We start from the raw sequence: 20,836 nt of genomic DNA, 5'->3' as shown, positions 1-20,836 counted from the left end.
CCGCCTTGATAGCGCACGAGGCCTTATCGCAGGGTGAACGCGAGCGACGGCCCCGGCAATCCCCTTACACGCGGCACTCATCTTGCAGTGTTCGCTTCACAGGCGAGCGGAGCGTTTCATGCTTGGACGGCATCTTCTGGGATATCTTCCCGTACAGTTGACACAGGTCATTGTCGGCTTTGGCGGCGTGGCGGTTTTCACGCGTCTGCTGTCGGCTGATGATTACGGCCAATACGCGCTGGCGCTGGCGGCGCTCTCCCTGTTTCATATGGCGAGCTTCACCTGGCTGGAAGCGGCGATTGCCCGTTTCCATGCCCGCGCCGAAGCACGGCGCCGCCTCGGCGATCACCTGGCAACCGCCTATGGCCTCTTCCTGCTGCTGGCCCTGGCCGGTGCGGCGCTGATGGTCATTGCCCTGCTGGTCCTGCCCTTCGATGCCCGGCTGAAAACCGCCCTCGCCTTCGCGGCGATCTCATTGCTCTTGCGAGCCCTGCTGCAAATCGGTCTCGTCACCCATCGCGCCGCCGGTGAGGTGACGCGCTATTCGGCGCTCGAGGCCGGTTCACTCATGCTTGGCTTCATCGTCGGGGTCGGGATCATCTTCACCACCGACCTGGGCGCTGCCGGCATCTTCATGGGCCTGGCGATCGGCAGCGGTGTTGCGCTCATTGTGGACCTGCCCGTCATGCTGCGCCGCGCGGCCAGGGGCCGCCGCCAGATGGTACGCGCCCGGGCCTATGCCAAGTTCGGCGCGCCGGTTTCCGCCTCGCTGGTGTTTGAACAATTGCTCTCGGTCGGGGACCGTTTCCTGATCGCCGCCTTTCTGGGCCAGGGCGCGGTGGGCATGTATGCCGCCGGTTACGGCCTGGCCGACCGTCTGCTCGATATCATCTTCATCTGGTTTGGCGCGGCTGTCTGGCCGCTGACGATCAAGGCGCTGGAAAGCCAGGGCCCGGAAGCGGCGCGCGAGGTCGCCGGCCGCGCCGCCGGGCTGATGGCCCTGATCGCCTTCCCGGCTGCCGCCGGCCTGGCACTGGTCGCGGTGCCGCTCACCACGATCATCATCGGCGAAAACCTGCGAGAACAGGCCGCCGTCATCCTGCCCTGGATCGCCCTGTCGGGGCTGATGAAGGGGATGATGACCTATTATTTCCACGAGGCCTTCACCCTGAAACGCCGGACCACCAGCATGGCTGTGATCATGGCCGGCGCGGCCGTGCTCAATCTCGGCCTCAACCTGGTCTTCATCCCGATCTTCGGAATCGCCGGTGCCGCCGCCGCGACGGTCATCGCCTATTTTCTCTCTCTGCTGGTGTGTGCCTGGCTGGGCCGGAAATACTTCCCGCTTCCCCTGCCCTGGAATGACTGGATCCGCGCTGCCGCGGCGACCGGGCTGATGGCCGTTGCGGTCTGGACCCTGCCCGCCATCGAGTCGGCATGGTTGATGCTTGCTGCCCAGGCCATGACCGGCGCGCTCGTTTATGTCGCCAGCGCGCTGGCCCTCAATATCGCGGACTGCCGCAGCTGGCTGGCCGATGCACGTGCACTGATTAAACCGGCGGGAGCGCAATCATGATGCAAACATCACAGCCGCAATTTGCCGAATTGGCCAATACCGCCTGGCAGGGTGCCAACCGGACGACACTGTCCATCCTGGTGCCCTTCTATCGTGATGATCCGACGGCGCTCGCCGCCGCGCTCAACCCGCTGATCGGTGTGCGCCGTGATATCGAGATCCTGCTGCTCGACGATGGCTGTCCCGATCCGGGTCTCAATGAAGCCGTTTCGCGCACCGTCCGGGCTTTGAGCGCGCCGGCGCGGCTGTTGACCGCAGCGCAGAATATTGGCCGTTCGGCGGGACGCAATCTGCTCGCCCGCGAGGCGCGCGGCCGCTGGCTGCTCTATCTCGACGCCGACATGCAGCCAGGCAATGACGGCTTTCTCGACGCCTGTCTCGAGCGGATCGGGCACGATGATTTCGACGCGGCCTTCGGCGGGTATGAGACCGCCGAGCCTGATGACCGGCGTTATCAACTGCACGCGGTCCTGGCCCGTACCAGCGACGAAAAGAATGCCGCCGCCCGGACACTGATTGGACCGACCGCCTATTGCTCGAGCAATCTTCTGGTTCGCGCCAGCGTGATGCGCGGCGTGCCCTTTGATACCGGCTTCACCGGCTGGGGCTTTGAGGATGTCGACTGGGCCGTGCGCGCCGCGCGCACGCATGAGCTGATCCATTTCGACAACCCCGCCCGCCATACCGGCCTGCAGACCACCGATTCCCTGTTGCAGAAATTCCGCGACGGCGCCGTCAATTATGCCCGCCTGCTGGAGAAACACCCGCATCTGGCCGTCCTGCCCGGCGCCCGTGCGGCCCGCACCCTCGGCGCGATCCCCTTCCAGGGCCTGCTGCGCGGTCTGTGGGCGCGGCTGGCCAGCAGCCAGGGCCTGCCCGTGCGGCTGCGCTCGGCGGCATTGAAACTCTGGCGCGCCAGCTGGGCCGCGGAGGCGATCTGATGGACACCGCCTATAATCCTGGTGGAGGTCTGATCTCCAAGTTGAGCCGGCGCTGGGCCCGGCTCGCGGCGCGGGCTCCGCTCAGCGTCAATCTCGACCACGCGATCGTCAGCTTTACCTTCGACGATTTTCCCAGATCTGCGGCCTTGAGTGGTGCGAAAATACTGGAAGATCATGGCTGGCGCGGCACCTATTACGCCTCGGCCGGCTATGCAGGGACGCAGAGCCATCACGGCGCCATGTTCGAGGCCGGCGATCTGCAGCGGCTTGATGCTGCCGGTCATGAGATCGGCTGCCATACCCATAGCCATCTCGACGGCTCCCAGATCAGCGCCGGCGAGATGCTGGCCGATATCGACCGCAATCGGAAAGCGCTTCGCGAGCTCGGTTTTGAGGGTGAGCTCGAGAGCTTTGCCTATCCCTATGGTGAAGCGACGCCTGCAGCCAAACGCTTGCTGGCGACCCGCTTCAGCTCGATGCGCGGTGTGCATGCCGCGATCAATCGCGGCACCAGCGATCGCAGCCTGCTCAAATCGATTCCGGTCGATGGCGGTGAGGCCGGGATCGCCCGCGCGGTGGATGCCGCCGAGACCCTGGTGGAACACCCCGGCTGGCTGATCTTTTACCTGCATGACGTGCAGGACGTGCCGACCAAGTGGGGCTGTACCCCCGCCCAGCTCGAACAGGTTTGCGCTGCGGTCGAGCGCAGCGGTGCGCGCGTCCTGACTATTGCCGCGGCGATGGCAGAAATTGGAGAGTCCAAATGAGCGTTTCGGTGATGATTCCAACATTTCGCCGTCCTGACGGTTTGCGTCTGGCGCTTCAGAGCGTGCTGGCGCAATCGCACCGGCCCGATGAAATCATCATCGTCGACAACTCGCCGGAGGCTTCAGCGCGTTGCATCGCCGCCAATGCCAGCGCGGTTGCGCGCTGCCCGGTCGTCTATGTCCACGAGCCACAGCCGGGGGTGTCAAATGCCCGCAATGCGGGATTCGCGGCCGCTAGCGGACGCTATCTCGCCTTCCTCGATGATGATGAAATCGCCAGTGTTGACTGGCTCGCCGCCTTGCTGGAATCAGTTCAGACGCTCGACGCCGATGTGGTGTTCGGCCCCTTGCGTGCCGAAATCGAGCAACCGGACAGCCTGCGTGGCCAGCTGGGCATGCGCCTGTATTCGCGCGCCGGGCCCGCCGCCGACTCCCTGCTGGACGAAGCCTGGGGCAGTGGCAACTCGCTGGTCGATCGCGACGCCTTCGAATTGCCCGACCATCCCTTCGACACCACGCTCAATCAGACCGGCGGCGAAGATGACGCCTTCTTTGCCCTTCTGGCGGCACAGGGGGCACGCTTTGGCTGGTCGGCCCGGGCCAAGGCGGTCGAAGTGGTTGGCGCAGCACGCACCAATTGGCGACACCTGCTCTCGCGCAGCTTCGCCTTCGGCCAGGGTGCCACACAAAACTGCGCCCGGGCCCAGCACGTGGACCATGCCGGAATTGCCTTCTGGATGGCCGTCGGTCTGGCCCAGATGCTTCTCTTCGCACCGCTCGCCCTGCTCAGCCTTCCCGTGCGCCGCCCGCTGGCGGTCAAAGCCCTCGACAAGGCCGTACAGGGAGCCGGAAAAGTGTTCTGGTTCAGCGGTCTGGAACCGAAATTCTATGGCCAGACCAATGCCGCCGCGGCGCAGGATCCCGGCAGCGCTGCTGCCTGATCACGCCTCCAACCTGGCCCGCCCCGTGCGCGCGCCGATCGCGAAAACAGTCTAGCGGGCAACCGGGCCAGAGCCGCCGGCAAGGTCAGGAGATGTTCGCGCAGGCCGCGCCCGGCGTTCGGCCAGCTTGGCCGAGGTCGCGACGAACAGGACCCAGCCGAGCGAGTTCTGGTGCACCAGATTGCTCTCGCTGATGGAGACCAGCAGGATCATGGCGATAAAGGCCAGCGCCCAATAGGTTTCCGGCCCGCGGAAAAGGCGGCCGACGCCGCGCTTGAAGGCCTGCAGATAGACCAGAGCCGTCAGGGCGACGCCGGGAAAACCGATCGCCAGCGCGATCTCGATCCAGCCGTTATGGGCCGTCGGCACATCCCAGTTCGTCGCCTGCCGGACCCAGAAAACCGGCCCGTTCTCCGCCGTCCAGAATGCCATATAGCCATAACCGGTCCAGGGCACGGTGCGGATTTCCTCGATCAGGACACCCCAGATATCGGTCCGCCCGGTCAGGGTCGCATCGCGGCCCAGCGCCTGCAGCGCCTCGACCGGTGCCACCAGCATGATCGTCGCGATCGTGATGCCACCGGTCAGTCCGAGAAACATCATCAGGGAGGCAAAACCAAAGCCGCGGCGGCACAGTGCTATCCCGATAGCGATCCCGGTTCCCAGCAGGCAGGACAGCAAGGCCGTCTTCGAGGTCGAAAGCAGGACGAGGGCGATGCACATCACCGCGCAGCCCATCCAGAACAGCCAGTGTTTTGGATCGACCCGGCTGGCGGCATAGCCGCTGACTGCACCCCAGGCCATCACGGCGCCGAGCGTATTCTTCTCCCAGAACACACCTTTCCACGCCCCGGCATGGACCGCGTGATCAACCCCCATGGAGGGAAGTGCGATCGCCAGCAAAGCGCTGGAAAGTCCGAGCAATACAAAGGTTGAGGCGATCAACAGGATCAGCTCGCGCCAACTCCAGCGCGACGCCATCCAGAGGCCGAAACACGAGCTCATCGCCAGCGCAAAGGCGCGCCGTATCGTCGTGTCCGGCGCCACCGACCACATCACAGACATGGCCATCAGGCCGATCAGCAGGATAAGCAGGAGATTGCCACTCAGGGTTCGAAGCATCGCCCCCGGCCGGGCCAGCATCAGCACGATGGTAACCGCATAGACCGGCAGCCACATCAGCCGCAGAATGACGGAGGTCTCCTCGCTCCCCGAAGGCGCGAATAGCGGACCTATCAGCGCCTGGGAAAAGAGAAAAAGCCCGAGAACCGTGAAACCGGCCTCGACAAACCGCACCGAGCGCAATCCGGGCGCGTGCCGGAGCACGCTGAGGAAAAGCGGTTCACGGGCGGCGATCGGGCTCATGCTGCGCTCTGGATGCGTTCCGTCCGGTTGAGGATCAGGCCGGCGACGACACCGCCCCTCGCCTCGATCGCGGCGCGCCGCGCCTGCAGCCCGGCACCATTGGGATCGCGCGCATCGGCCACCAGGATCACCCCATCGAGATCGGCTGCCAGATTGAGCGGTGCAGTCGACTGGCTCGGTGCATCGATGATCGCCAGATCAATCGATTCGCGTATCGCCGCCCAGTAATCGGGCGCGGCGCGCAGGCCGACGCGCTCGACGGCACCGGGATCGCTCTGCATTTCCGTCACAAAAAGATTGGGCACCACCGATTGACGCGCCACGATGCGGGCCCGGCCCGTAACGGTCTGGAGCGCCCAGAAAGGCTCGCGTCCCAGCGCTGCATCGAAGACCGGTCCCTGGACGCGGGCGGCCCGCGATTGTGCATTGCCGGAGAAATCGAGATCGTAAAGCCAGACTCCGCGCTGCGAGCGCAAGGCGGCCAACCGCGCCAGTTCGCGCGCGACTGTCGACGCGCCCGCACCGGGGCGCGAGCCCATCACCATCAGCGCACGGCCATGCCCACCCGGGCGGGCGATCGGTTCAAGCTGATCGATCAGCTGGGACAATTCGGCGGTCAAATTCATCAACGGGTTCGCATCTGGCGTGATTCGACGGGACGTCGGATCAGCTTGCCGCCAACAGAGTTAACGCACCGCTTACGCTGTGCGTTCGGCCACGCGCGCGAGAATGGGGATATCGGCGGGCAGATCATTGGCCGGATTCCAGGCCGCGACCGGTTCGGGCACGGGCTCGGCGCTGGCGATTGTCGCCGGCACGCCGCCTGCGGCAATATAGACGCGCCAGTAACCGCGCATCAGCCCGGAGAAGAGCGCCACCCCGCCCGCGAGCACAAAGGAGGCTATGAAGCCAAGCTTCTTCATCGACTTGGCCTGTAACGGCGGCATGGCGCGATCGATCAGGCGCACCGCATCGGCGCCGCCCAGTGTCGAGGAACGACGGGCCGAAGCAGTCGCTTCCTGGCCGGCCACGATCGCCGCCGCTTCCTCGGCAGCGACTACATTTTGTTCCAGCCGGGTGAATTCCGGCTCAAGCCGGCGCAGACGCGCGGCTTCATCGCGATTGACGCGCAATTGCTGCTCCAGCGCGGCGAGCATGGAGGCTTCGGCGCGGGCGTTGGCTTCGCGGGTCGCCAGATCAGTCTCAAGCGATTGCCTGACGGGATTGGGACCGGTCCGGCTCTGGCCTCGCCCATCGGATGCGCCGCTGGCGAGAAACGTCTCGATGGCCGCAATCTCACGGTCGAGCGCAACCACGGCCGGAGCGCCGGCCTGGTAGCGCGCCAGCAGGCGCGCCCGCTCCGACTGCCGATCCAGCAGGACCGCATCGACGCCGTTTTCGACGTAGAGCTCGATGCTTTCCGGGACACTGCGCAAACGCTCCCGGATCGCCTCTGCGCCGGCACGCGCTGAGTCATGATTGGCGCTCGACGTATTGACGCGGTCGGTCAGATTGCCCACGAGCGCATCTGTCGTCTGTTGTTCGATCTCGAAATTCGACAAGTCATGGTCGAGCAGGAAACGGTCCCGTGCGGCCTGGGCAGCCTCGACCGCGGCATTGGCCTGCTCGCGCCGGACAGACAGGCCGAGCACACCGGTCTCGATCAGGACTTCCTCGCGATAATCCAGATAGGCGTCGATAATGGCGTTCAACACCAGGGCCGAGCGCTCTGCGGTGCCGGCCGTGTAGCTGGCATTGATCGCCGTTGAATTGGGTTCGCGTGACAGGGAGAAGGAATTGGACATCGTCTTCAGTGCTGAGGTCGCGGCATCCCCGGTCACCGCCTCGCCCAGCACAACATCCGGCCCGATCTCAGCCAGGGCACGCCGCAAAACCGTCGCCGAGCTGAGCAATTGGCTTTCCGACTGCATCACCTGGGCGAGCGTGAAAGCATCGCCGGAACCCGCCGTGGCGGGGGTCGGATTATCATCCTGCAGAATCATCAGGCTGGAATGCGCCTCATAACTCGGCTTGAGCATGGTGAGCGAAAACGCGACGCCAATGGCAAACAGGACCGCGAAAATCAGGGCGATAAAACCCTTCTCCGACCATGCCAGGGCAATCACATCGAACAGATCGAGATCGCCCCGGGTGCCGGAGCCAAGTCCGGTCACCCGGCCCTCATTCGGGCCGGCGTTATCTTGATCGCGAGTCATGACTCCATAAAGGCCTCGTCGCGCTTAATTTTTTCTTATCCAAACGGGTCTGAAATCATCCCGTCAACGAATTCGAGGAATTATCATGCGCGCGATCAGTCTGGGCCTGTGCCTTGCGGCTTCATTCGGGCTTGGTGCCTGTGCCAGTTCCAGCCCTGCACCCGAGGCCGAAGCGGCACAATGGGGCGGGCAACACTTCCTCGCCTGGCAGGACACCGATCCTGAATATCGCTTCTTTCCGGGTGACAGCGTCGATGTCACCGTGCATTCGGCGCCGGAATTGTCGAGCACGGCCGAGATCGGGCCGGACGGGCGCATCAATCTGCCGCTTCTGGCGAATGTCATGGTGGCCAACAAAACCGATTACGAGATTGCCTCCGTCATTGCCGACGCCTATGCGCGCAATGTCCTGGTCTCGCCCATTGTGGAGGTTCGCCGTGCCACGCTCGGGCCGCAGAACATCATTGTTGGTGGTGAGGTCAATTCTCCGGGCCTGATCGCCCTGCCCAGCCCGATCGGGGCGCTTGAGGCAGTGATGCTGGCCGGTGGTTTCCGCGACACGGCTTCACGCCAGGTTGCCATCCTGCGGCGCGGAGCCGGCGGCGGGCTGATGCTGCGCACCGTCAATCTTCGCGATGCCTTGCGCGGACGCGATGGTGCCGACGCGCTGCAGCTGCGCCGCAATGATATCGTTTTCGTCCCCCGGACCACAGTGGCCGAGATCAATGTCTTCATCGAGCAGTATGTGAATTCGATCCTGCCGCTCGACCAGGCCATGTCCTATGCCATCGCCAATGCGATCAATAATAACTGATCGCCTGTAGCCCCCGTTCGGAGCCACCTGCCCCGAAACCCGGCCTTGCCCCGCACCTCACGGGAATGTCGCACGCCGGTCCACTGCCAGAGCGCACACTGTCAGGGCAGTCAGCGGATGCATCATCCGCTGACCTTCAGACAGTCTGGTGGCATGACTAGTGGCGTGTGGAGAGCCATTCGCGAGCGGCACGTTGCGCGCTGGCGACTTCCATCGTCGACATCTGGTCGGAAATTTCCTGGCGATAATACTTCGCCGGCTCGGACCCCATCAGGGCCGCGAGATTGAACCATTTATGGGCTTCGACATAATCGACTTCGCCGCCCTGGCCCGTTGAGTACAGAATGCCCAGCTTGCACAGATCTTCGCCTGTCGGATCGCTGGTAACGGCTTCATGCACTTGCGCAGTTTCAACGTCGGTAAACGCCATGATCATTCCCCTGTAACACCGGCGGATGCGATCCTTTGGATCTGTCATCCGCGCCACCATCCTGTCCGAATGCCTTTCGAACGAGACCAATCCTGCGCAAAGAGAATTGCTTTAAGGTTAAGAGAAATCAGGAAAAATACGCCATAAGCCTTTAAATCGGTTAGGTTTTCCTACCAAGGAATAAACGCGATAGCCGGGCATCCAGCGCTGTCAGGCGACTCGCCCGCCTGACTTCCGGGGTATTGACCAGCCGCAAGATCGTCAGAAACACGATAATCGCCGCAGAGAGTAGTCCAGCATAGGCCAGATTGACCGACCGCGCGCTTGGCCGGGGGCGGTCTGCCGGGGAATCGAGCAATTGATACACCCCGTCTCCCAGTGCCAGATGCAGTGAAAGAAGCCGGTCGCCGGCGGTATTGGAAATCCGCACGAGATAGTCAGCTTGGTTAAGTTCGCTGATCGAGGAGACGACGCGGATCGCTGTCATCACCGACGAGGCACGGCGGATACGCGCGAGATCGTCGAGCAAGCGCGAGAGCGCCGCGGCCTCGGCACCGGAGCGGCGTTGCAGCTGTCCGGCCAGGGAGGCACTCGCCTGGGTCGGCGCGGAAAAGGCAAAGTCCGCCCGCAATTGCGAGCGCTGCACCGCGGCGAAAATTTCGGATGGCGGCAGGACCGTCTCGACCCAGCCGCGCAATTGCGCCTCGAGCTGTGGCTGCAAGCGGCCGGATTCACGGGCAGCCTGCAAAATCTCGGCACCGTCATGGACGGCGCTGGCCGGCAGGTTGAGCTGCACCAGGCCCGCTTCCAGGGCCGCCAGCGCATAACGGACCGGGTCGAAATCCTGCGGCGGGACAATGCCGGTCTCACAGCCCTGCAATTGCGGTGTCTGGGCACAGGCCTGCATGAAGAGCTGGCGCACACCGCCATAGAGCCGGGTATCGCGGCCACCGCCCACCACGAGGCCAGGCACCATGGTCAGTTCGAACTGGCCATTGCGGCGGCCACTGAAGAAGGCATTGGCGCTGTGTTCGGCAATAGACCAGTGGAATTGCGCCGCAGCCTGGCGTGCCAGCAAGTCTTGCGGCGCGAAGATCAATTGCGGCGGGTCCAGCCGCTGCGCCGCCTCACGGCCGACCAGTTCTTCATACGCGCGCGTCAGCCGGTCATGGCGCACCCAGGGCGGGGCAGCTGTCAGGCGGGCATTGAGGCGCTCGGAACCGCCGGGCCCGGCCAGATGTTCGAGCGCCAGCTTTTCGCGCCCGATCAGATCGGGCCCGATCACCGCCCAGGCCCGGAAACGATCGAGATCGGCGCGCCGGCGGGCATCGCCATCGAGCGCATCCGAAAGACGCGCGATCCAGTAAGCGCGCGCATCGCCCCCCTCGGGCACAGAGGCCGCCAGCGCTGACTGGATCCGGGTTTCAAGATCGGGCCGGGTGCGCGTGATTGCGGCGATACCGCCGCTCTCGATCACGACATGGGCGCCGAACCAGACCGTCACTGCCAGCGAGGCCATCAGCCAGACAGGGCGGAAGCCCTTGAACACGGCGCGCCAGAGCAGCCAGGCGATCTGGCCGGGCAGCGAGGCATCCCAAGGCGAACAGGTTTCCGCACGGCAGGCATCGGTCGCTGCCAGTCGCGCCGATTCAGCGCCGGTCAGCCCGTGACGGGGCCGGGTCCCGGTTGCGGACGTGTCGGTTTGCGCTGCGCCAGAGACGTCAGCCATGGGCCTGCCCCCTTGCTTCCCCGCCTCAGCATTCAGCCTCCTGCGTGCTGACGCAAGCCCTTACGCGTGCAAGGCGAATCCGCGCGCCACTTCAGCCTCACACGCGCGCCTTCTGGCCAAATAACAGGTCACGCGCTTTCTTGCCTTCGGCGCTGTCCTCGTCGAGCGGCCGGCGCAACTCCGTGCCAAGCGCCCGTCCCGCCTTGACCGCCGGTCGCGCACCGACGCGATCCATCCAGGCCGACAGGCGCGGGAAATCAGCGAGGTCCTGGCCCTGGCCTTCCGGCAGGATCCACGGCCAGATCGCCATATCGGCGATGGAATATTCACCGGCGATATAGTCGCGCCCGTCCGACAGGGCGCGCTCAAGCACGCCGTAGAGACGGTTGACCTCATTGGTGTAGCGGTTCTTGCCGTATTCCAGCTTGCTCTCATCAGGCTCGACCGCCTTGGCATAGGTGCGGAAATGGTGCGCCTGCCCGGCCATCGGGCCCAGTCCGCCCATCTGCCAGAACAGCCATTGCTCGACCGCAGCGCGGGCGCGCGGGTCGGCGGGATAGAACTCGCCCGATTTGCGGCCGAGATATTGCAGGATGGCACCGCTCTCGAAAATCGCGATCGGCTCGCCGTCAGGGCCGTCCGGATCGATGATGGCGGGCATGCGGTTATTGGGGCTGATCCTGAGGAAGTCCGGCTCGAATTGCTCACCGGCACCGATATTCACCGGCTTGACCACATAGGCCAGGCCCATCTCCTCCAGCGCAATGGAAATTTTCCAGCCATTGGGTGTGGGCCAGTAATAGAGTTCGATCGGTGCGGACATGAAGCGTCTCCGTCATGATGTATGGCAGGCCATCCCTGTTGAGCGCAAATGGGGTGGACGGCGGTTGAAACAAGCGCAGGCCTGATCACGGGTGCGTCATTTCCCGCTCACCGCTTGGCAGGCGGCCAGCAAGGCCTTATTCCCGTCACCACACCAGAACAGGTCCGCACCTCATGCCAGCCAAAGAAATCCTCTCCCGCTTCGCCCCCGTCTCCATGGCTCGCCAGGCCAGCGATCCGCAAGGCTTCGCCAATGAGCTGGGGCGCAGCTTCCGCGAGTTCGGCTTCGCCGCCATCTCCGATCATGCCCTCGACCCGGCCCGGATCGATCGCGCCTATACCAAGGCGGCGCAGTTCTTTGCGCTGCCCGAGGCTGTAAAGCAGCAATATTTCATCCCCGGCGGCGGCGGCGCGCGTGGCTATACCCCCTTCGGCAAGGAGATCGCCAAGGACGCCAAGCATGTCGATCTGAAGGAGTTCTGGCATGTCGGCCGCGATCTGCCAGCGGGGCATAAATACGAAGCCGATATGGCGCCCAATCTCATTCCCGCGGAGATCGAAGGCTGGAAGGAGAGCGTCCACGGCCTCTATCAAGATTTCGATGCGCTCGGCCGGCGCGTGCTGAGCGCCATCGCGCTCGATCTCGGCCTCGCGGCTGACTTCTTCGACGACACCGTCAAGGACGGCAATTCGGTGATGCGCCTGCTGCACTACCCGCCCGTCGCCGGCGATCCGGGTGGCTCGATCCGCGCCGAGGCCCATGGCGACATCAATACCATCACCCTGCTGCTCGGGGCCGAGGAGCCGGGCCTTCAGGTCAAGACGCGTTCAGGCGAATGGATCGACATGAACCCGCCCGCCGGCTGCCTCGTCGTCAATATGGGCGATATGCTGGCGCGCTCGACCAATGACCTTTTGCCCTCGACCCAGCACCGCGTCATCAATCCGGTCGGCGCCCGCACGGGGCATTCACGCTATTCCATGCCCTTCTTCCTGCACTACCGGCCGGACTATATGATCGAGACCCTGCCCGGCTGCGCCACGGCGGAGCACCCCGACAAATATCCGCAGGCCATGCGCGCCAATGATTTCCTTAATCAGCGCCTGCGCGAGATTGGCCTGCTCTAGCCCTGCGCCCTGCCCCTCTGACACCGCGAGTCCGCCCCGCCCATGCCGCCGTCCGACAGTCCGATCCTCGATGACATCAAGAGTGCGGCCAGCGAGCTGATCGACCCGGTGCTGGGCGCGCTCGGCGGCAATCCCTGGCCGCGGCGGCTGATCCATGCCTGCAATGCGGCCTATATGATCTCGGACCGCCGGCTCGGCTCCGGCCTGCCCCTGCTCGAGGCGGCCGGCATGCAGAAAGGCACCCGTCCGCTGGTTTTCGTCAGCGGCATTCATGATGTGCATGCCGGCTTCGTCTGCCGCACCGATGATGACGGCCTGCTGGTGACGTTTCGCGGTACCCTGCCGCCGGAGGACATGATTTTCTGGCGCTGGGCTGCCGACTGGCTGCACGACGCCCAGACCGTGCCGATGCCCTGGACGGTCGGTGAGCGTGAATACGGCCAGGTGGCCAGCGCCTTCGGGATTGCCGTCTCAAGCCTGGCCCGGGACCTGCTCGAGACCCTGGAGACGCTCAATGCCGGTTCGGCCAGCGCCATCCGCATTACCGGCCATTCCAAGGGCGGGGCGATGGCCTGTCTCGGCGCGACCCTGATCCGCGAGCAATATCCCGACCGCCGCATCGAGGTGTGCAGTTTCGCCGCGCCGATGACCGCCGACCAGGATTTCATCGACTGCTATGACAAGGATGGCCTGCTGGCACGCACCGACCGGTTCCAGAACGCGCTCGATCCGGTGCCCTATCTGCCAGGCGGCCCGCTGATCCGCGAATGGCTGGACGGTGAGAAGCGGCTCGACGAGGCCAAGAAACTGATGCTGGTCGAGGACGCGATCAAGGCCCTGCCCGAATGGCCCTATCGCCAGTTCGGCCGCCTGCACTTCCTGCATGAGGAGGATGGCCGCATCCAGGACGATGACCAGGCCGAGCGCGCGGCCTGGGACGCAGTCATCAATGCCGTCGTCAAAATGCGTTTCCGCGAAATGATCGACGCCCATAGCGGTTCCCAGCGCTATCTCACCGCGCTGAGCCCGGACGATGACGAAGGCGGGGAAGAGACCGACTGAGCCGCGCCCTCGTCGCCCCTGCCGCCCGCGCGTGCGTGATCGCTTACGCCACACCTCCGGCGCTTTCTCTGGCCAGCCAGAGCGGCAGGCAGTCCAGCACGGCGTTCCAACCCTCATGATAGCCGACTTCCATGCCGGACCCGTTGAGCGCGACCATCTGCACCGTCACGACCAGCCTGCAGCCGGCCGTATCGTCGAAGAACTGAGCCGTCACCAGCGCCGCCGAAAGCGGTTCGCCCTCGCAGGACAGGGTTTCGGAGTAGAGAATGCGCTGATCAGTGACGATGTCGTGATAGGTCAGGTGTGCGTTGAACACTGCACCATCCGGCTCGATATAGCGCACGCGGTCGACGCCGCAGACACGGAAATCATCGGCATCATAGGCGATCTCGACCCCCGGCACCGGCGCATTCCAGACGGCGCGGGCCTTCGGGTCGGCCCAGGCGCGATAGACGGCCGGGACCGGGGCAGCTAGCGTGCGGGTCAGGGTGAAAGTCTCGTGCAGTGCCGTGCTGTCAGTCATGGCGGTTCTCCCTTCAGCCGGGCGAAGTGCCTGGCGGGTGTGTTGATGAAATTCCCTGGCGACGGATCGGCCGCCGGTTTGACTGCGGGTCGCTGTCCGGCCGCCCTCAGGGCACGTCCCCGTCGCTGTGGGCCGTCTTGAGGTATTCATCCAGCCGGCCGAGGCGGCTTTCCCACAGCGCGCGCTGGCTGGCGATCCAGTCCTGGGCGCGCTGCAACTGCACCGGCTCGATATGGCAGGTACGCACCCGCCCATGCTTGGCAGACCGGATCAGCCCGCCATCCTCGAGCACACGCAAATGCTGCATCAGGGAGGGCATCGCCATGTCGAAGGGCTCGGCCAGCTCGGAGACCGAGGCCGGACCGTGGATCAGGCGCGCAATCACCGCCCGGCGGGTCGGGTCGGCCAGGGCACGAAATGTGTTGTCGAGATCGGCTGAATGGTTAGGCATATTCCTATGTAATTTGGGGAGGCGCCGACCGTCAAGCTAAAACTTATAAATTCACCTAAGTAAATCCACCCTGCCCGGCCGGAATTCGACCGAAACGTGATGGTGGCCACGCCCGGCACGCCCCGATTGTGGCACGCTGTCCGCATCATCTCGGGGAGAAACGCCATGGCCACGCTCGAATGCCGCCTGCTCAACGCCTCGATCGCCTGCTATGCGATCAAGAATGGCAAGCTCGACATCAAGGACGCCAATCTCCAGGCGCTCGGCCTGCAGCCGGGCAGCACGCCGACCGTATTTGTCGACGGTGTGCACCAGATCAATGCCGGTTTCGTCGCCGAGACCCATGATGGCTGGGTGGTGCTGGCCTTGCGCGGCACGCTGCCGCCCTTTACCGGCGATTTCTGGGCCTGGGTGGATGACTGGATGCAGGACTTCAAGGCCGGTCCGACCGACTGGTTCATCAATGGCAGCAAGTTCGGTCAGGTGGAGACCGGGTTTTCCGACGGGATGCTCTCGATCTGGCCGGCGGCGAGCGCGGCGCTGAACGCGATCGACATGAGTGGCAAGAAGGGCATTCTCGTCACCGGCCATTCCAAGGGCGCCGCGATGACATCGCTGGCCGCTTCGCTGATCAAGTCAGCCCGGCCGGGACTGCTGGTCGAGGTTTGCTGCTATGCCGCGCCGCTAACCTGTGATCGCACTTTCCAGACCAATTACGACGCGCTCGGCCTGCGCCCCTTCACGGTGCGCTACCAGAATGAATTCGACATCGTGCCCTTCCTGCCCTGGTGGCCGAGTTTCGCCATACTGGCTGCCGCCGAACGGCGCGATCGCAAGGGCGAGAATCTGGTCCTCACCGAAGCCCTGCAGGCGAGCTGGTTCCGCAATGATTACGTGCCAATGGGCGTGCTGCGCTATCTCGGGCCCAATTGCGCGGTCGAATATGGCGAGCAGGCCGAGGCCGACGCGCTGGCGGCCATCAAGCAAGCCCTGTGGGATGGTGACTTTGCCAAGATCGCCGCTGCCCACCACGCGTCAGGCCGCTACCAGACCTGTATTTGCGGCAGCTGAGCTGCCAACGGGAAACCCCTGAACTGACGGGCGTGGGCAAACTATGGCCACGCCCCTTTTTTGCCTATTCGGGAGACGCGATCCGGGCACCGGTCCGGCTGCGCGGCAATTCCTTCACATGGATATCCAGCTGCGGGAAGGGGAATTCAATGCCATGGGCCTTGAAGGCCTTCCACAGCGCGACATTGACGGCGCTACGGATATTGGACAGCCCGTTTTCCGGATCGGTGATCCAGAAACGCAAGTCGAAATCGACCGAGCTGGCACCATAGGCCATCAGATTGCAGACCGGCGTCTTGTCAGCGATCACCCGCTCGACGCTCTGCGCCGCCTCGATGGCGACACGCTGCACCAGTTCGACATCCTCGGTCGCATAGCTGACGCCAAACGGGGCGTGCACGCGCACGGCGCGGTCGGATTTCGACCAGTTGATGACACCCTCGACGATGAAGCGCTCATTGGGAATCAGCATTTCCGTGCCGTCGCGGGTGCGGATCGAGACATAGCGCGACTGCATCTCGGTGACCCAGCCGAATGTGCCGTCAATCTCGAGCGCATCGCCCGGCTTGATCGATTTGTCGGCCAGCAGGGTGAAACCCGCGGCGAAGTTGGCGACGGTCTTTTGCAGGCCGAGGCCGACACCGATACCGACCGCCCCGGAGAAGATCGCCAGCGTGGCGATATTGAAACCGGTCAGCTGCAGCGCGATCAGCAGGGCTGCGACCGGCAGCACGAAGCCGAGCACTTTGGCGATCAGGGCCCGGAAGGCCGGGGAGATCTCTTCAGCCTTCTCCAGCTGCGCATTGACGGCGCGCCCGGCCAGCGAGGCGAGCCAGAACAGGGCCGCGAAATAGATCACGGTGCGCAATATGTCGAACAGGCTCAGATCGACCGGCGCGCCATCGGCGGTCTCCCCCAGCGGGATCGCCAGGGCCTGCAATTGGATGACGACATCGTCGAGCAGGCCGAACACGTCGAGCGCGGCAATCGGCCAGATCACATAAAACGCGACATTCGACCAGAATTTCGAGCGGATGATCAGCGTCACGGCGCGGATCACCAGCCAGGCGGTCATCAGGCTCATCGCGGCATCGATCAGCCCATAGGGCCGCTCCAGACTGCCCAGCACGATGCGGACAACCGCCAGCACCATCAGAAGGGCCAGCGGCGTCGCCAGCGCCAGCGCCGCCGACAGCAGGCGCCGCGCCAGACCGGTACGGATACGCGACGCGGTATGGTGCTCGACCAGCCGCCGCAATCGCGGCCCGAACATCAAGGCCGGAATGATGGCCGCCGCGATCAGTCCGATCTGCAGCGCGACATCCAGATTGAGCATGGCCTGGATGAACCAGTGCCAGACGGCGAGCAGATGCTCCTGCAGAACCTCGACCGGCACCAGATCGTCCAAGGCCGAATCGTCCTGTGTCTGAATCATCTGCTGTCCCCGAGGCTCACTCCCAGAGCGATAGCATTATTGCCGGGGGCGGTGCCAGCGCGTTGATGTCCACATCGCCCGCCTCCCCCGCCCGGAGCCTGCCCCGGACCGGCCGAAGGCTGGATCCGGGGGCACCCTCTCCTCATGGGAGAGGGAATTACCCCAGCAGCTTCTTCGCCAGGATCTCGTTGACCGCTTGCGGGTTGGCCTTGCCCTGCATCGCTTTCATCACCTGGCCGACGAACCAGCCCATCGTCTTGGGCTTTTCCTTGACCTGGGCGGCCTGGTCGGGATTGTCGGCGATGAGCTGGTCGATGACGGCTTCGATGGCGCCGGTATCGGTGACCTGTTTCATGCCGCGCTTTTCGACGATTTCGGCCGGATCACCGCCCTCATCCCAGACGATCTCGAACACATCCTTGGCGATCTTGCCGGAGATGGTGTCGTCACTGATCAGCGCGATCAGCTGGCCGAGCTGGGTCGCGGAGACCGGGCTCTCGGTGATCGACAAGCCTTCCTTGTTGAGGCGGCCGAACAGCTCGTTATTGACCCAGCTGGAGGCCAGCTTGGCATCGCGGCCCTCGGCAACGGTCTCGAAATAATCGGCGCGGTCCTTGTCGGAGACGAGCACGGAGGCGTCATAATCGGACAGGCCGAGATCGGTGACGAGGCGGTGACGCTTCTCGTCGGGCAATTCGGGCAGATTGGCGCGGATCTCGTCGACCCAGTCCTGTTTCAGCTCCAGCGGCAGCAGGTCGGGATCGGGGAAGTAGCGGTAATCATGCGCCTCTTCCTTCGAGCGCATGGCGCGGGTTTCGCCGGTGCCGGCATCGAACAGACGCGTCTGCTGGATCACCGTGCCGCCATCCTCGATCAGATCGACCTGGCGCTGGGCCTCGAATTCGATCGCCTGGCGGATGAAGCGCAGGGAATTGACGTTCTTGATTTCGCAGCGCGTGCCGAGATGGCTGAAATCATCGGTCTGGCGGAATTTCTCATAGCCGCCGGGACGGCAGACCGAGACATTGACGTCGGCGCGCAGCTGGCCCTTTTCCATATCGCCGCCACACGTGCCCAGATAGCGCAGGATGGAGCGCAGCTTGGAGACATAGGCCGAGGCCTCTTCCGGCGTGCGGATATGCGGCTTGGAGACGATCTCCATCAGCGCAACGCCGGAGCGGTTGAGATCGACATAGGTCGAGCTCGGGTCGAGATCATGGATCGACTTGCCGGCATCCTGTTCCAGGTGCAGGCGCTCGATCCCGACCGTGAAGCGCGAGCCATCATCGCGTTCGCACTCCAGCACGCCCTCACCGACGATGGGGAATTCGAATTGCGAGATCTGATAACCCTGCGGCAGATCGGGGTAGAAATAATTCTTGCGGTCGAAGCGCGAGAAGAGATTGATCTGCGCATTGAGGCCCAGCCCGGTCTTCACCGCCTGTTCGACAATGGCGTGATTGATCACCGGCAACATGCCCGGCATCGCGGCGTCGACGAGCGAGACCTGGGTATTCGGCCCGGCGCCGAAGGCCGTCGAGGCGCCGGAAAACAGCTTCGAATTGGAAACGACCTGGGCATGGACTTCAAGCCCCATCACGACTTCCCACTCGCCGGTCGAACCGGTGATGCGATAGGTGTGTTCACTCATGTCGGTCTCACTCTTCCAAGCCTTCGCGGATGCGCCTCGGCGCCATCCGGATTATCGCCCATAGTCTCAGGTCCGGACGAACTAGTCGTCCTCGTCGTCTTCATCATCACAGGGCAGCGGAGCCAATCCGGCCGCCTCATTCGCCATCGCCGCCTGCACGCTGCGCCAGGACAGCGAGGCCAGCAGGCCGAATACCAGGATCGCCACGCCCGTCGCCAGCGCGATGATCTCGGCCACCAGTGGCAGGCCGAGATCCAGCTTGCCGGACACCAGCGCCGCGCCGATCAGACAGACCAGCACGCCGGCATAGATCGCCGGGCGGATCAGCTTGACCGCAGCAGGCGCCGGCACAGTGCTCATGACGCGCGCTTGTTCGGCATCAGTGCCACCATGGTTAGTCGGATTGCGGCATAGACCAGCGCCAGCCCGATCGGTGCCAGCGCGATGGTCCACAGGCTCGGCATCGTCCCGGCAAACATCGCACCGACCACCGTGCCGCTGGAATAGACCATCGGCAGACCAAACATCGCGCACATCAGGGCGATCACCGCGAACATGATGCGATCCATCACAGTCCTGGGCTGGGCTGCCGGCGTTTCTTCCGGTGTCTCGACGGGCGTGTTCTCGCTCATCGCCCTACCACCACTTGGCCGGCTTGGCGGTAAAGCCGGCGGCATCCTCGAGCGCGGCACCGACCGTGAACATCGTCTCCTCGTCGAGCGCCTTTGTGATGATCTGCAGCCCCAGCGGCAGGCCATCCTTGTCGAGCCCGGCGGGCACCGACATGGCGGGCACACCGGCCAGATTGGCGGTCACGGTGAAGACGTCATTGAGATACATCGCGATCGGATCATTCGACTTCGACCCCAGCGGGAAAGCCGCCGACGGCGCCGACGGCGTCAGGATGGCATCGACCATCTGAAACGCCTCGTCGAAATCCTGCAGGATGCGCGTACGCACCTTGAGGGCGCGCAGATAATAGGCGTCATAATATCCGGCCGAGAGCACATAGGTGCCGATCATGATGCGGCGCTGGACCTCGGCGCCGAAACCGGCCGCGCGGGTCATCTCATAGGTCTCGGTCAGGTCCTTGCCCTCGACGCGGTTGCCATAGCGCATGCCGTCATAGCGGGCCAGATTGGACGAGGCTTCCGCCGGTGCAACGATGTAATAGGCCGGCAGGGCATATTTCGTGTGCGGCAGGGAGATGTCGACGATCTCGCAGCCGGCGGCCTTGAGCCATTCAATGCCCTGCTGCCAGGCCTTCTCGATTTCGTCCGGCATGCCGTCGACGCGGTATTCCTTCGGCACGCCAATGCGCAGGCCCTTGACCGAGCGGCCACAGGCGGCGACGAAATCGGGGACTTCATTGGGCAGGGAGGTCGAATCCTTTGGGTCATGGCCCGACATCGCCTGCAACAGCATGGCGCCATCCTTGACCGTCTTGGCAAAGGGGCCGGGATGATCGAGCGAGGAGGCAAAGGCGATCGCACCCCAGCGCGAGGTGCGGCCATAAGTGCCCTTCACGCCGACCGTGCCGGTAAACGCGGCCGGCTGGCGAATCGAGCCGCCGGTATCGGTGCCCGTGGCGCCAAAACAGAGGTCTGCCGCCACCGCCGTGGCCGAACCGCCCGAGGAGCCGCCCGGGGTCAGGGTCTCGCCCTTGGCGCCCTTCCAGGGATTATTGACCGGGCCGGTATTGGAGGTCTCGTTCGACGAGCCCATCGCAAATTCGTCCATCGAGGTCTTGCACAGGAAGACGCCGCCATTGTCCCACCAGGACTGGGTCACGGTGGATTCGTAAGGCGGTTTGAAACCCCTGAGGATATTCGAGGAGGCCGTCGTCGAGACGCCCTCGACCGCGAACAAATCCTTGATCGCCAGCGGCGCGCCTTCCAAGAGACCGCCCTCGCC

21 protein-coding genes are annotated in these 20,836 nt (G+C 64.2%); 8 read left to right on the top strand and 13 right to left on the bottom strand.

What is annotated here, in order from left to right; all coding sequences use genetic code 11:
* Positions 1 to 118 precede the first annotated feature (118 nt).
* From AAC023_RS05125 to AAC023_RS05110, 4 genes are read left to right on the top strand one after another with little or no spacing between them, the layout of a single operon-like run.
* Positions 119 to 1,576: a lipopolysaccharide biosynthesis protein gene (locus tag AAC023_RS05125; protein WP_339738813.1), complete on the top strand. Its 1,458-nt coding sequence runs from the start codon at positions 119 to 121 to the stop codon at positions 1,574 to 1,576.
* The gene (locus AAC023_RS05120; protein ID WP_339738811.1) at positions 1,573 to 2,517 is read left to right on the top strand and encodes a glycosyltransferase family 2 protein; all 945 of its coding nucleotides are present in this window, start codon (positions 1,573 to 1,575) and stop codon (positions 2,515 to 2,517) included. The genes AAC023_RS05125 and AAC023_RS05120 overlap by 4 nt, the downstream gene beginning before the upstream one ends.
* Positions 2,517 to 3,284 carry a polysaccharide deacetylase family protein gene (locus tag AAC023_RS05115; RefSeq protein WP_339738809.1) on the top strand — a complete coding sequence of 256 codons (768 nt, stop codon included), beginning with the start codon at positions 2,517 to 2,519 and terminating at the stop codon, positions 3,282 to 3,284. Before AAC023_RS05120 ends, AAC023_RS05115 begins: the two co-directional genes overlap by 1 nt.
* On the top strand, positions 3,281 to 4,225 hold the full coding sequence (locus AAC023_RS05110) for a glycosyltransferase family 2 protein (protein WP_339738807.1): 945 nt from the start codon (positions 3,281 to 3,283) through the stop codon (positions 4,223 to 4,225). Before AAC023_RS05115 ends, AAC023_RS05110 begins: the two co-directional genes overlap by 4 nt.
* 51 nt (positions 4,226 to 4,276) lie before the next feature.
* Here the strand turns inward: AAC023_RS05110 and AAC023_RS05105 are convergent, their stop codons facing one another.
* The 3 genes from AAC023_RS05105 to AAC023_RS05095 form a co-directional block, all read right to left on the bottom strand.
* Positions 4,277 to 5,590 carry an O-antigen ligase gene (locus AAC023_RS05105; RefSeq protein ID WP_339738805.1) on the bottom strand — a complete coding sequence of 438 codons (1,314 nt, stop codon included), beginning with the start codon at positions 5,588 to 5,590 and terminating at the stop codon, positions 4,277 to 4,279.
* Entirely contained in the window at positions 5,587 to 6,216 is a 630-nt protein-coding gene (locus AAC023_RS05100) for a hypothetical protein (protein ID WP_339738803.1), read from the bottom strand. The genes AAC023_RS05105 and AAC023_RS05100 overlap by 4 nt, the downstream gene beginning before the upstream one ends.
* 72 nt (positions 6,217 to 6,288) lie before the next feature.
* On the bottom strand, positions 6,289 to 7,806 hold the full coding sequence (locus tag AAC023_RS05095; RefSeq protein ID WP_339738801.1) for a Wzz/FepE/Etk N-terminal domain-containing protein: 1,518 nt from the start codon (positions 7,804 to 7,806) through the stop codon (positions 6,289 to 6,291).
* Positions 7,807 to 7,891: 85 nt separating this feature from the next.
* Between AAC023_RS05095 and AAC023_RS05090 the strand changes: the two genes are divergently transcribed.
* Entirely contained in the window at positions 7,892 to 8,620 is a 729-nt protein-coding gene (locus tag AAC023_RS05090) for a polysaccharide biosynthesis/export family protein (RefSeq protein WP_339738799.1), read from the top strand.
* A 157-nt stretch (positions 8,621 to 8,777) separates the two neighbouring features.
* Here the strand turns inward: AAC023_RS05090 and AAC023_RS05085 are convergent, their stop codons facing one another.
* From AAC023_RS05085 to AAC023_RS05075, 3 genes are all read right to left on the bottom strand, one after another.
* A complete protein-coding gene (locus AAC023_RS05085; protein ID WP_339738797.1) occupies positions 8,778 to 9,050 on the bottom strand; it encodes a hypothetical protein in 273 nt (90 codons plus the stop codon).
* A gap of 160 nt (positions 9,051 to 9,210) precedes the next feature.
* The gene (locus AAC023_RS05080) at positions 9,211 to 10,779 is read right to left on the bottom strand and encodes a hypothetical protein (protein ID WP_339738795.1); all 1,569 of its coding nucleotides are present in this window, start codon (positions 10,777 to 10,779) and stop codon (positions 9,211 to 9,213) included.
* A gap of 97 nt (positions 10,780 to 10,876) precedes the next feature.
* A complete protein-coding gene (locus AAC023_RS05075) occupies positions 10,877 to 11,602 on the bottom strand; it encodes a glutathione S-transferase N-terminal domain-containing protein (RefSeq protein WP_339738793.1) in 726 nt (241 codons plus the stop codon).
* A 173-nt stretch (positions 11,603 to 11,775) separates the two neighbouring features.
* Between AAC023_RS05075 and AAC023_RS05070 the strand changes: the two genes are divergently transcribed.
* Entirely contained in the window at positions 11,776 to 12,729 is a 954-nt protein-coding gene (locus AAC023_RS05070) for a 2-oxoglutarate and iron-dependent oxygenase domain-containing protein (protein WP_339738791.1), read from the top strand.
* Between the two features lie 42 nt (positions 12,730 to 12,771).
* The gene (locus AAC023_RS05065; RefSeq protein WP_339738789.1) at positions 12,772 to 13,791 is read left to right on the top strand and encodes a lipase family protein; all 1,020 of its coding nucleotides are present in this window, start codon (positions 12,772 to 12,774) and stop codon (positions 13,789 to 13,791) included.
* Between the two features lie 43 nt (positions 13,792 to 13,834).
* Here AAC023_RS05065 and AAC023_RS05060 read toward each other — a convergent pair whose 3' ends face one another.
* A complete protein-coding gene (locus AAC023_RS05060; protein WP_339738787.1) occupies positions 13,835 to 14,314 on the bottom strand; it encodes an SRPBCC domain-containing protein in 480 nt (159 codons plus the stop codon).
* A gap of 106 nt (positions 14,315 to 14,420) precedes the next feature.
* Positions 14,421 to 14,765, bottom strand: coding sequence for a metalloregulator ArsR/SmtB family transcription factor (locus AAC023_RS05055; protein ID WP_339738785.1), 345 nt, complete (start codon positions 14,763 to 14,765; stop codon positions 14,421 to 14,423).
* Between the two features lie 165 nt (positions 14,766 to 14,930).
* Between AAC023_RS05055 and AAC023_RS05050 the strand changes: the two genes are divergently transcribed.
* Positions 14,931 to 15,836 carry a lipase family protein gene (locus AAC023_RS05050; protein WP_339738783.1) on the top strand — a complete coding sequence of 302 codons (906 nt, stop codon included), beginning with the start codon at positions 14,931 to 14,933 and terminating at the stop codon, positions 15,834 to 15,836.
* A gap of 64 nt (positions 15,837 to 15,900) precedes the next feature.
* On the opposite strand, the gene AAC023_RS05045 is transcribed toward AAC023_RS05050, so the two are convergent.
* The 5 genes from AAC023_RS05045 to gatA form a co-directional block, all read right to left on the bottom strand.
* On the bottom strand, positions 15,901 to 17,271 hold the full coding sequence (locus AAC023_RS05045; protein ID WP_339738781.1) for a mechanosensitive ion channel domain-containing protein: 1,371 nt from the start codon (positions 17,269 to 17,271) through the stop codon (positions 15,901 to 15,903).
* 157 nt (positions 17,272 to 17,428) lie between these two features.
* Positions 17,429 to 18,922, bottom strand: coding sequence for an Asp-tRNA(Asn)/Glu-tRNA(Gln) amidotransferase subunit GatB (gene gatB / locus AAC023_RS05040; protein ID WP_339738779.1), 1,494 nt, complete (start codon positions 18,920 to 18,922; stop codon positions 17,429 to 17,431).
* 81 nt (positions 18,923 to 19,003) lie between these two features.
* Positions 19,004 to 19,282 carry a hypothetical protein gene (locus AAC023_RS05035; RefSeq protein WP_339738777.1) on the bottom strand — a complete coding sequence of 93 codons (279 nt, stop codon included), beginning with the start codon at positions 19,280 to 19,282 and terminating at the stop codon, positions 19,004 to 19,006.
* Positions 19,279 to 19,554, bottom strand: a complete 276-nt coding sequence (locus AAC023_RS05030; RefSeq protein ID WP_339738775.1) for a hypothetical protein — start codon at positions 19,552 to 19,554, stop codon at positions 19,279 to 19,281. Before AAC023_RS05030 ends, AAC023_RS05035 begins: the two co-directional genes overlap by 4 nt.
* A gap of 4 nt (positions 19,555 to 19,558) precedes the next feature.
* The coding region (gene gatA, locus AAC023_RS05025) for an Asp-tRNA(Asn)/Glu-tRNA(Gln) amidotransferase subunit GatA (protein WP_339738772.1) at positions 19,559 to 20,836 on the bottom strand (1,278 nt) is incomplete at its 5' end.

Origin of the sequence: uncultured Maricaulis sp. (assembly GCF_963976135.1) — a bacterium.
In the GTDB taxonomy this organism is placed as follows: Bacteria; Pseudomonadota; Alphaproteobacteria; order Caulobacterales; family Maricaulaceae; genus Maricaulis.
This window is presented reverse-complemented; position numbering and strand designations above follow the sequence as displayed.

Bases quoted from the DNA above. Each gene is read 5' to 3' on its own strand.
- AAC023_RS05125 (WP_339738813.1), top strand. From the start codon at position 119: ATGCTTGGACGGCATCTTCTGGGATATCTTCCCGTACAGTTGACACAG.
- AAC023_RS05120 (WP_339738811.1), top strand. From the start codon at position 1,573: ATGATGCAAACATCACAGCCGCAATTTGCCGAATTGGCCAATACCGCC.
- AAC023_RS05115 (WP_339738809.1), top strand. From the start codon at position 2,517: ATGGACACCGCCTATAATCCTGGTGGAGGTCTGATCTCCAAGTTGAGC.
- AAC023_RS05110 (WP_339738807.1), top strand. From the start codon at position 3,281: ATGAGCGTTTCGGTGATGATTCCAACATTTCGCCGTCCTGACGGTTTG.
- AAC023_RS05105 (WP_339738805.1), bottom strand. From the start codon at position 5,590: ATGAGCCCGATCGCCGCCCGTGAACCGCTTTTCCTCAGCGTGCTCCGG.
- AAC023_RS05100 (WP_339738803.1), bottom strand. From the start codon at position 6,216: ATGAATTTGACCGCCGAATTGTCCCAGCTGATCGATCAGCTTGAACCG.
- AAC023_RS05095 (WP_339738801.1), bottom strand. From the start codon at position 7,806: ATGACTCGCGATCAAGATAACGCCGGCCCGAATGAGGGCCGGGTGACC.
- AAC023_RS05090 (WP_339738799.1), top strand. From the start codon at position 7,892: ATGCGCGCGATCAGTCTGGGCCTGTGCCTTGCGGCTTCATTCGGGCTT.
- AAC023_RS05085 (WP_339738797.1), bottom strand. From the start codon at position 9,050: ATGGCGTTTACCGACGTTGAAACTGCGCAAGTGCATGAAGCCGTTACC.
- AAC023_RS05080 (WP_339738795.1), bottom strand. From the start codon at position 10,779: ATGGCTGACGTCTCTGGCGCAGCGCAAACCGACACGTCCGCAACCGGG.
- AAC023_RS05075 (WP_339738793.1), bottom strand. From the start codon at position 11,602: ATGTCCGCACCGATCGAACTCTATTACTGGCCCACACCCAATGGCTGG.
- AAC023_RS05070 (WP_339738791.1), top strand. From the start codon at position 11,776: ATGCCAGCCAAAGAAATCCTCTCCCGCTTCGCCCCCGTCTCCATGGCT.
- AAC023_RS05065 (WP_339738789.1), top strand. From the start codon at position 12,772: ATGCCGCCGTCCGACAGTCCGATCCTCGATGACATCAAGAGTGCGGCC.
- AAC023_RS05060 (WP_339738787.1), bottom strand. From the start codon at position 14,314: ATGACTGACAGCACGGCACTGCACGAGACTTTCACCCTGACCCGCACG.
- AAC023_RS05055 (WP_339738785.1), bottom strand. From the start codon at position 14,765: ATGCCTAACCATTCAGCCGATCTCGACAACACATTTCGTGCCCTGGCC.
- AAC023_RS05050 (WP_339738783.1), top strand. From the start codon at position 14,931: ATGGCCACGCTCGAATGCCGCCTGCTCAACGCCTCGATCGCCTGCTAT.
- AAC023_RS05045 (WP_339738781.1), bottom strand. From the start codon at position 17,271: ATGATTCAGACACAGGACGATTCGGCCTTGGACGATCTGGTGCCGGTC.
- gatB (WP_339738779.1), bottom strand. From the start codon at position 18,922: ATGAGTGAACACACCTATCGCATCACCGGTTCGACCGGCGAGTGGGAA.
- AAC023_RS05035 (WP_339738777.1), bottom strand. From the start codon at position 19,282: ATGAGCACTGTGCCGGCGCCTGCTGCGGTCAAGCTGATCCGCCCGGCG.
- AAC023_RS05030 (WP_339738775.1), bottom strand. From the start codon at position 19,554: ATGAGCGAGAACACGCCCGTCGAGACACCGGAAGAAACGCCGGCAGCC.